Below are 7064 nucleotides of genomic sequence, written 5' to 3' on the forward strand. Positions count from 1 at the left end.
TGCCATGAGAAGTTATAAAAAATATGAAAAGTTCAAGAAGCATGAAGAAAATATAGCAAATAAATGGATAAGAACTTTAGGAAAGTAGTTTGTAACAATAATTTTGTGATTAGAATATATTAATGATATAAAGATTTAATATATTTTGAAAGTGGTCATTTTAAAAATAATTAATTCCTCAGTATTAGGTGAATTTATATAGTTTACTTGGTAATGGGGAATTAGTTTTATTATGAAAAATAATATTGACAAAAGTATAAAAGATGTTATTATATAAGTATAGTTTGCATGGAAACCAATTTGGTTTATTAAATTTTAAAAAATAGTTTGCTTGCAAACAGTTAGGAAGTGAGAATTTGAAAGAGAGAATAGAGACAAGCTTTCAGATTACAAGACTTATTAAAGATATCGACCTGGAAATTTATAATATTGTATCAAAAGAGCTTAAAGAAACTAAATTAACACCACAGCAATTAACTATTATAAAGCATTTAGGACATAATGGTGAAATGACTGTAACAGAAATATGCAGTGTTATGAATTTAACTAAAGGAACAGTTTCAGGAATTTTAAATAGGATGGAACGTTTAAACTATATTCAAAAAATAAAACATGATGATAAAAGAAATACATATATATCATTTACTGAGGAAGGTAGAATAGAAGGTCATAAATATATGATTAGCTTTAATAAGGTTTTTTCTAAAATTTTTGAAAATATAGATGAATGTAAGTTAGAACAAATCAAGAAAAATCTAGAAGAGATTATACAAAAGATTAAGGAGAGTGAATAATTATGCCAAAACTTTTAATACCAGCAATAATTTTTATTTCATTAGCACTTGTTTTCTATACAATAGGTGTATGGGGTGAATTTTTATCAAAAACATTAAAGAAAAAACACGTAATAATATTTTGGATAGGTCTAGTTTTTGATACTTTAGGAACTACTACAATGACAAAAATAGCATCGATGGGGACAGATCATAGTATAACTCCAACAGAACTTATGATTCATGGACTTACAGGGGCTTTAGCAATTATACTTATGTTAATACATGCAGTATGGGCAACTTGGGTTTATAATAAGGGATCAGAAAATGCTAAAAAAATATTCCATAAATTTAGTATAGTAGTATGGGTTATATGGCTAATACCTTACTTTGTTGGAATGTATATTGGAATGCATTAGACTTTAGAAACAAGATTTAATAAAGGAAGAAGTGATATTACTTTTTCCTTTTTTTAATATAGAATTCTTATAAGGAAGTTTTATAAGAATGATAGGAAAGAGTATATTATACTTATTTAAAATAAAGTAGTATAATATAATTTAGAAAGAACAAATGAGGAGGAATTTATAAATGGAAAATAAAGTTATGTCAAAATGGGGAGTAGAGTTAAAGGGAATATTTAAAGATAATAGTAGTGATACTTTAACAATAGTATTACCAGGAGTTGCATATTTAATTGATAGATCATATTTAGATTACTCAAGATCACTTGCAAGTGAATTAGGGTATGATGTATTAACTATGGAATATGGATTTCAAATAAATAGAACAGAGTTTAGCATAGAAAAAGAGTTTCATTTAATGGCTAAAGAAACTATTGAAGCAATTCAAAAAAGTATAACTAAAGAATATAGCAAAATAGTTATAATAGGTAAAAGTATAGGAACTTGTGTGCAAGTTATGTTAAATGGAATGTTTAAAGGAAAAGACGTTAAAAATATCTACATAAGTCCAATTGATAAAACAGCTAAACACGGAGTTTGTGAAAATTCATTAGTTATAACAGGAACTAAAGATCCGCTTTTAAACAAAGAAAGTTTAGAAAAAATAGAAAATGTTAAAGGTGTTAAGTTAGTAAATATAGATGATGCAAATCATGCTTTAGATATAGAAGGAAATGTTCTTGAAAGTATTAAAGTTTTATTTGATGTTATAGAAATGGAAAGAGAGTTTTTACTTAACTAGAAGTAAATTAGAGCATCAGATATGATGCTCTTTTTTTAAAAGTTTATAATTTCAAATAAATGTAAGAGTATCATGGATTTTTTAATAGGTAAAATTTATTGATAATATTGAGAATGCAAATTTTACTTATAACTAAAAGGAGAATATAATAAAAATAAGGAAAAGTATAAAATTTGAGGTTTTTAAGTAATAGTTTTATACCATGGATAAGGTTTTTAAATTAGGAGGATTAATTATGAAAGATGTAATTATTATTGGAAGTGGAGTTATTGGTTGCTCTGTAGCAAGAGAATTATCAAAGTACAATTTAGATATAGAGGTTTTAGAGAAGGATCTAGATGTGGCTGAAGGAATTTCAAAGGCTAATAGTGGGATTGTTCATGCTGGATTTAATGAGAAGGAAGGAACTAAAAAAGCTAAGTTTAATATAGAAGGAAATAAGATGTTTGATAAGTTATCAAAGGATTTAGATTTTTCTTTTAAAAGAAATGGAGCTTTAGTACTAGCTTTTAATGAAGAAGAGGTTAAAACTATAGAAAATTTAAAGAAAAATGGTGAGAAATTAGGTGTAGATGGTTTAGAAATTTTATCTTTTGAAGAAGTTAAAAAGCTTGAGGAAAATATATCTGATAAAGTTTGTAAAGCGTTATATGCAAAATCATCTGGAATAGTTAGTCCTTATGAAATGACGATAGCTTTAGCTGAAAATGCAGTTATGAATGGTATAAATTTTAGATTTGATGCAGAAGTTTCTAATATAGAAAAAATAGAAAATGGATATAAAGTAATATTAAAAAATGGAGAAGTATTAGAATCTAAAATAGTTATAAATGCAGCTGGAATTAATAGTGATAAAATAAATAATATGATAAGTGAGAAAAAATATACTCATCAATTAGTAAAAGGTGAATATTGTTTACTAGATAAAGTTTCAGGAAATTTAGTAAATAGTACAATTTTTAAAACACCTAACAAGGTTTCAAAAGGAATTTTAGTTACTAAAACAGTTGATGGAAATCTTTTAATAGGACCAACAGCTGAAAAGGTAAAAAGTAACACATTAGAAACCAATAAGAAAGAATTAGATAGAGTAATTGAAGAAGCTAATAAAAGTATAAATAATATTAATGTAGGAAAAATATTAACAACATTTGCAGGAATGAGACCACATTTAGAGGAAGGTGACTTTGTTATAGAATCTAAGGATAACTTCATTTCTTTAGTAGGGATTGAATCACCAGGTCTTACAGCAGCACCAGCAATAGGAGTGTATGTAAGAGATTTAGTTAAGGGAATTATTAATTTAGAAGAAAAGAAAGACTTTATTAAGGATAGAAAAGGAATAGTAAAATTCCAAGGATTATCTGTTGAAGAAAAAAATAAATTAATAAAAGAAAATGAAAAGTACGGAAAAATAATTTGTAAATGTGAACTTATAACTGAAGGTGAAATAGTAGATGCTATAAATAGACCTCTTGGAGCTAGAACTGTAGATGGGGTGAAAAGAAGAACAAGAGCAACTATGGGAGGATGCCAAGGTGTTGGATGTTTACTTCCAATTAGTAAAATTATAAGTAGAGAACTTAATATACCTTTAGCAGAGGTAATGAAAAATGAAAAATGTTCAAATGTTATAGGGTTTAAGGAGGTATAATTTCATGGTTGGATATGATTTAATAATAATTGGTGGTGGAGCTAGTGGAATGCTAGCAGCAATTGAAGGAAAGAAAAATGGAATAGAACATATTTTAGTAATTGAAAAAGATTTAGAGCTTGGTGGAGCATTAAATCTTGCAAATTATAATATAAGTGAAAATAGAAATATTACAGGTCTTGAATATAAAGAGGAGCTTATAAAAGAATATGAGAAACTAGGAATTCAAACTATATTTAATACAATGGTTTTAAATATAAACGGAGAAGGTCATGTTATATGTACTAGTCCAGAAAGAGGAATAGAAGAGTTAAAAGCTAAAAATATTATAATAGCTAATGGTGGAAAAGATAAAGGGAGAAGTTTCTTAAATATGCCAGGAGATAGATGTTCTGGAGTTATAACACTTGGAATGGCTAAAAAGTTTTTAAATATAGATGATATAGTTATTGGAAAAGATATAATTATTTTTGGTGATGAAAATCTTGGAACAATAGAAAAAGAATTAAAAGCTAAAAATATAAAAATAAAAGCTATTATAGGAAATAAAGAAAAAGCTAAAAATTACTCAGATAATATATTAGAAGGATATAAAATAAAAGATATCTTAGGTCAAGGAAGAGTAGAAAAAATAGTAATAGAAAATGGAAAAGAAGAAAAAGAGTTAAGCTGTGATACATTGATTTTAGCACTTGGACAATTATCAGATGGAATAGTGCCAATGAGAAGTAATATAAAATTAAATCCAGAAACAACTGGTGCAGCAGTAGATGAGAATTTCCAAACATCAAGAAAAAATATTTTTGCAATAGGAAATGGAATTTATATTCATAGAAGTATAGAAGATATAGAAAAAGAAGCTAAGAAAGTAATAGAGTATATGAAATAAAATATGATTTAAAGTTATAGATATAAAAAGAGTGTCAGAAATGATGCTCTTTTTAATTTGGAATTGGGGGAATTGTAAGCAATTTAAGGAAGTAGTTTAGAATTTATCTTTAAAAAATTTTTTATTGATGTAGAGAATTGATTTATAGTGGAATTTTGATATACTAGAATAAATAATAAGTGAGGCTAAGAATACATAAGATGAGGAAATGAGTACATAAAGTTAAGTTTTATTTGAATTAGCTAAAGTTAGAAAGGAGGAAATTAAGGAATGAGTTGTTTAGGAAATGCAATATGGTTTATATTTGGCGGGCTTATAGGGGCTATATCGTGGCTTTTAATAGGTTGCTTATGGTGTATTACAATAATAGGAATACCAGTAGGGGTTCAATGCTTTAAAATAGCAGGACTTCAATTATTTCCATTTGGAAAAGAAGTAGTAACAGTAGATGATAGTGGAGTTAATTTCTTATTGAATATTTTATGGCTAATTTTTGGTGGATTAGTTTTAGCAATAGGAAACTTAATTACTGGAGTATTATTCTGTATTACAATAATAGGAATACCATTTGGACTTCAAAGTTTTAAACTTGCAAAATTATCATTAATGCCATTTGGAAAAGATATTAGAGAGAGCTTAGTTTAGAATTAAGAATTTAAAATTTAAAATTAAGAATTTTGGAGGGAGTTGCGTTGCAATTCCTTTTTTACATTTAGGTTATGAAAAGAAAATATATTTAGAGTAAAAATAAAAAATATGTTAAAAAGATTAAAACTTTATATTTATTACCAATGTTTTATGATAATATTAATTTTGGATTAATTAGATGTAAGTAGATTTTTAAAAATATTTATCATATTAAATGAGAGAAAGTAATATTAATTTTAGATATTCTTAAATGCTACCATATTGGGGGAGTATAAGTGAAAAAGAGACTGGTATTAATAATAGGAGTTATTTCAATTGTTCTAATAGGAGGAGGTATCTATATAAACGCTTTAAAAGATAATGATCAAATTTCTTCTATGGACTACTCAACTACAAGTGGTATAAATAAATTAGATAAAAATATTAATAGGTCTGGTACAAAAATTATTGATGGAAAAACAGTATATATTAGAATTGGAAATACGAATACTAATAATATTCAAGAATTTACACCTAGAGAGTATGAGATGCAAGTAGCAAGTCAAAAGAATTATGAAGACTATGAAGGTAATATCAGAGAGAGAATTAATAAAGATAAATATAGCTGGATAGAGCTTAAATTACAAATTACAAAGGTGGACGAAGCGTATGTAGCTAATGGATTCTATGAATGGAAAACAACATCTTTAGATAATATAAATAATCAGATGAGTATAGAAGGAACTGGGGTGGCAGTTAATTATAAAAAATCATTTGCACAAGTTTGTATACCAACATTATTTGCTTCTAATGAGAGAATATCTAGAGTATATAATCAATATAGTGAAGGAATGTTTGAGGAAGAGAATGGTGTTGTCTATGAATGGCCACACACAATAAGTGAAGTAGCTGCTAATAATAGAAAAACAAATTCTTATGGAGTAATATCAGTACCTATATCACCTATCAATAAGGATAGCTTATCAGATATAGTATTCCAATATGGAAATAATAAATGTCAGGTAAAGTTAACTAACTTGAAGCTTTAAAAGTTGTAGTAAATATTGAAAGATATATGATAATAAATGTATTTAAAAAAATGGTGTAGATATCTGCATCATTTTTTATTATGGTAAAATAAGAAGAGTTATTATAGCAGATAAGGAGAGAGGTAAATGTATATTCAAACTGAATTGGATTTAATGGATTTGGATAAAGATGATTTTAAATTAGAGAATAGATTGATAATTAATAATGAAGAGGGAAATTTTCTTTTAGAGATTAAGAAGAGTTTAGAGAGTTGCATTAGCTTTTATTTTAGTGTTGCTTTTATTAACTTTTCAGGGCTTCAGCTTATTTTAGATGATTTAAAGAAGGCTTCTGAAAGAGGGGTTAAGGGAAAAATTTTAACTTCTACTTATTTAAATTTTACTGAAGCTTATGCTTTAAAGAAGATTAAAGAGTTTAATAATATTGATTTAAATATTTTTATAACTGAAGAAAAGAAGAAGGGTTTTCACACTAAGGCTTATATTTTTGAATATGAGAATAGCTTCAAGATATATATAGGTTCATCTAATTTAACACAGGGAGCTTTAAAAAGTAATGAAGAGTGGAATGTATTAATTGTAAAAAAGAAAGAAGCAGAGTTTTCTAAAAAGGTAATGGAAAGTTTTAATAGGCTTTTTAACGAATCTTTTAATGTAACTGATGAGTTTATAAAAGATTATGAAGTTTTACAAAAGGAGATGTTAAGTGTAAAAGAAAAGGAGAATCCTTTATTAGAAAAGTATGAAAAGATAAAGCCAAACTTAATGCAAAGGGAAGCTTTAATAAATTTAGAAAGATTAAGAAGACATGGTGGAGAGAAAGGAATTGTAGTTGCAGCAACAGGAACAGGAAAAACATATATGTC

The 7064-nt window shown here is 26.5% G+C and carries 8 protein-coding genes; all 8 read left to right on the top strand.

Translation table 11 applies throughout. The features are described 5' to 3' along the window. Positions 1-356 precede the first annotated feature (356 nt). Positions 357-794 (top strand): MarR family winged helix-turn-helix transcriptional regulator, encoded by a 438-nt coding sequence (locus ACRDDY_RS08640; protein WP_438564551.1) that lies wholly within the window; start codon positions 357-359, stop codon positions 792-794. 2 nt (positions 795-796) lie between these two features. Further along, on the top strand, positions 797-1192 hold the full coding sequence (locus tag ACRDDY_RS08645; protein ID WP_438564552.1) for an HsmA family protein: 396 nt from the start codon (positions 797-799) through the stop codon (positions 1190-1192). Between the two features lie 172 nt (positions 1193-1364). Beyond that, complete coding sequence (locus ACRDDY_RS08650) at positions 1365-1979, top strand: alpha/beta hydrolase (protein ID WP_438564553.1); 615 nt, start codon at positions 1365-1367, stop codon at positions 1977-1979. A 235-nt stretch (positions 1980-2214) separates the two neighbouring features. Continuing rightward, the gene (locus tag ACRDDY_RS08655) at positions 2215-3633 is read left to right on the top strand and encodes an NAD(P)/FAD-dependent oxidoreductase (RefSeq protein ID WP_438564554.1); all 1419 of its coding nucleotides are present in this window, start codon (positions 2215-2217) and stop codon (positions 3631-3633) included. Positions 3634-3637: 4 nt separating this feature from the next. Then, the gene (locus ACRDDY_RS08660) at positions 3638-4522 is read left to right on the top strand and encodes an NAD(P)/FAD-dependent oxidoreductase (RefSeq protein ID WP_438564555.1); all 885 of its coding nucleotides are present in this window, start codon (positions 3638-3640) and stop codon (positions 4520-4522) included. Positions 4523-4792: 270 nt separating this feature from the next. After that, the gene (locus ACRDDY_RS08665) at positions 4793-5167 is read left to right on the top strand and encodes a YccF domain-containing protein (protein WP_438564556.1); all 375 of its coding nucleotides are present in this window, start codon (positions 4793-4795) and stop codon (positions 5165-5167) included. Between the two features lie 278 nt (positions 5168-5445). Then, positions 5446-6198, top strand: a complete 753-nt coding sequence (locus ACRDDY_RS08670; protein WP_438564557.1) for a hypothetical protein — start codon at positions 5446-5448, stop codon at positions 6196-6198. Between the two features lie 126 nt (positions 6199-6324). After that, the coding region (locus ACRDDY_RS08675) for a phospholipase D-like domain-containing protein (protein WP_438564558.1) at positions 6325-7064 on the top strand (740 nt) is incomplete at its 3' end.

Source organism: Clostridium sp., from assembly GCF_051656525.1.
Classification (GTDB): domain Bacteria; phylum Bacillota; class Clostridia; order Clostridiales; family Clostridiaceae; genus Clostridium.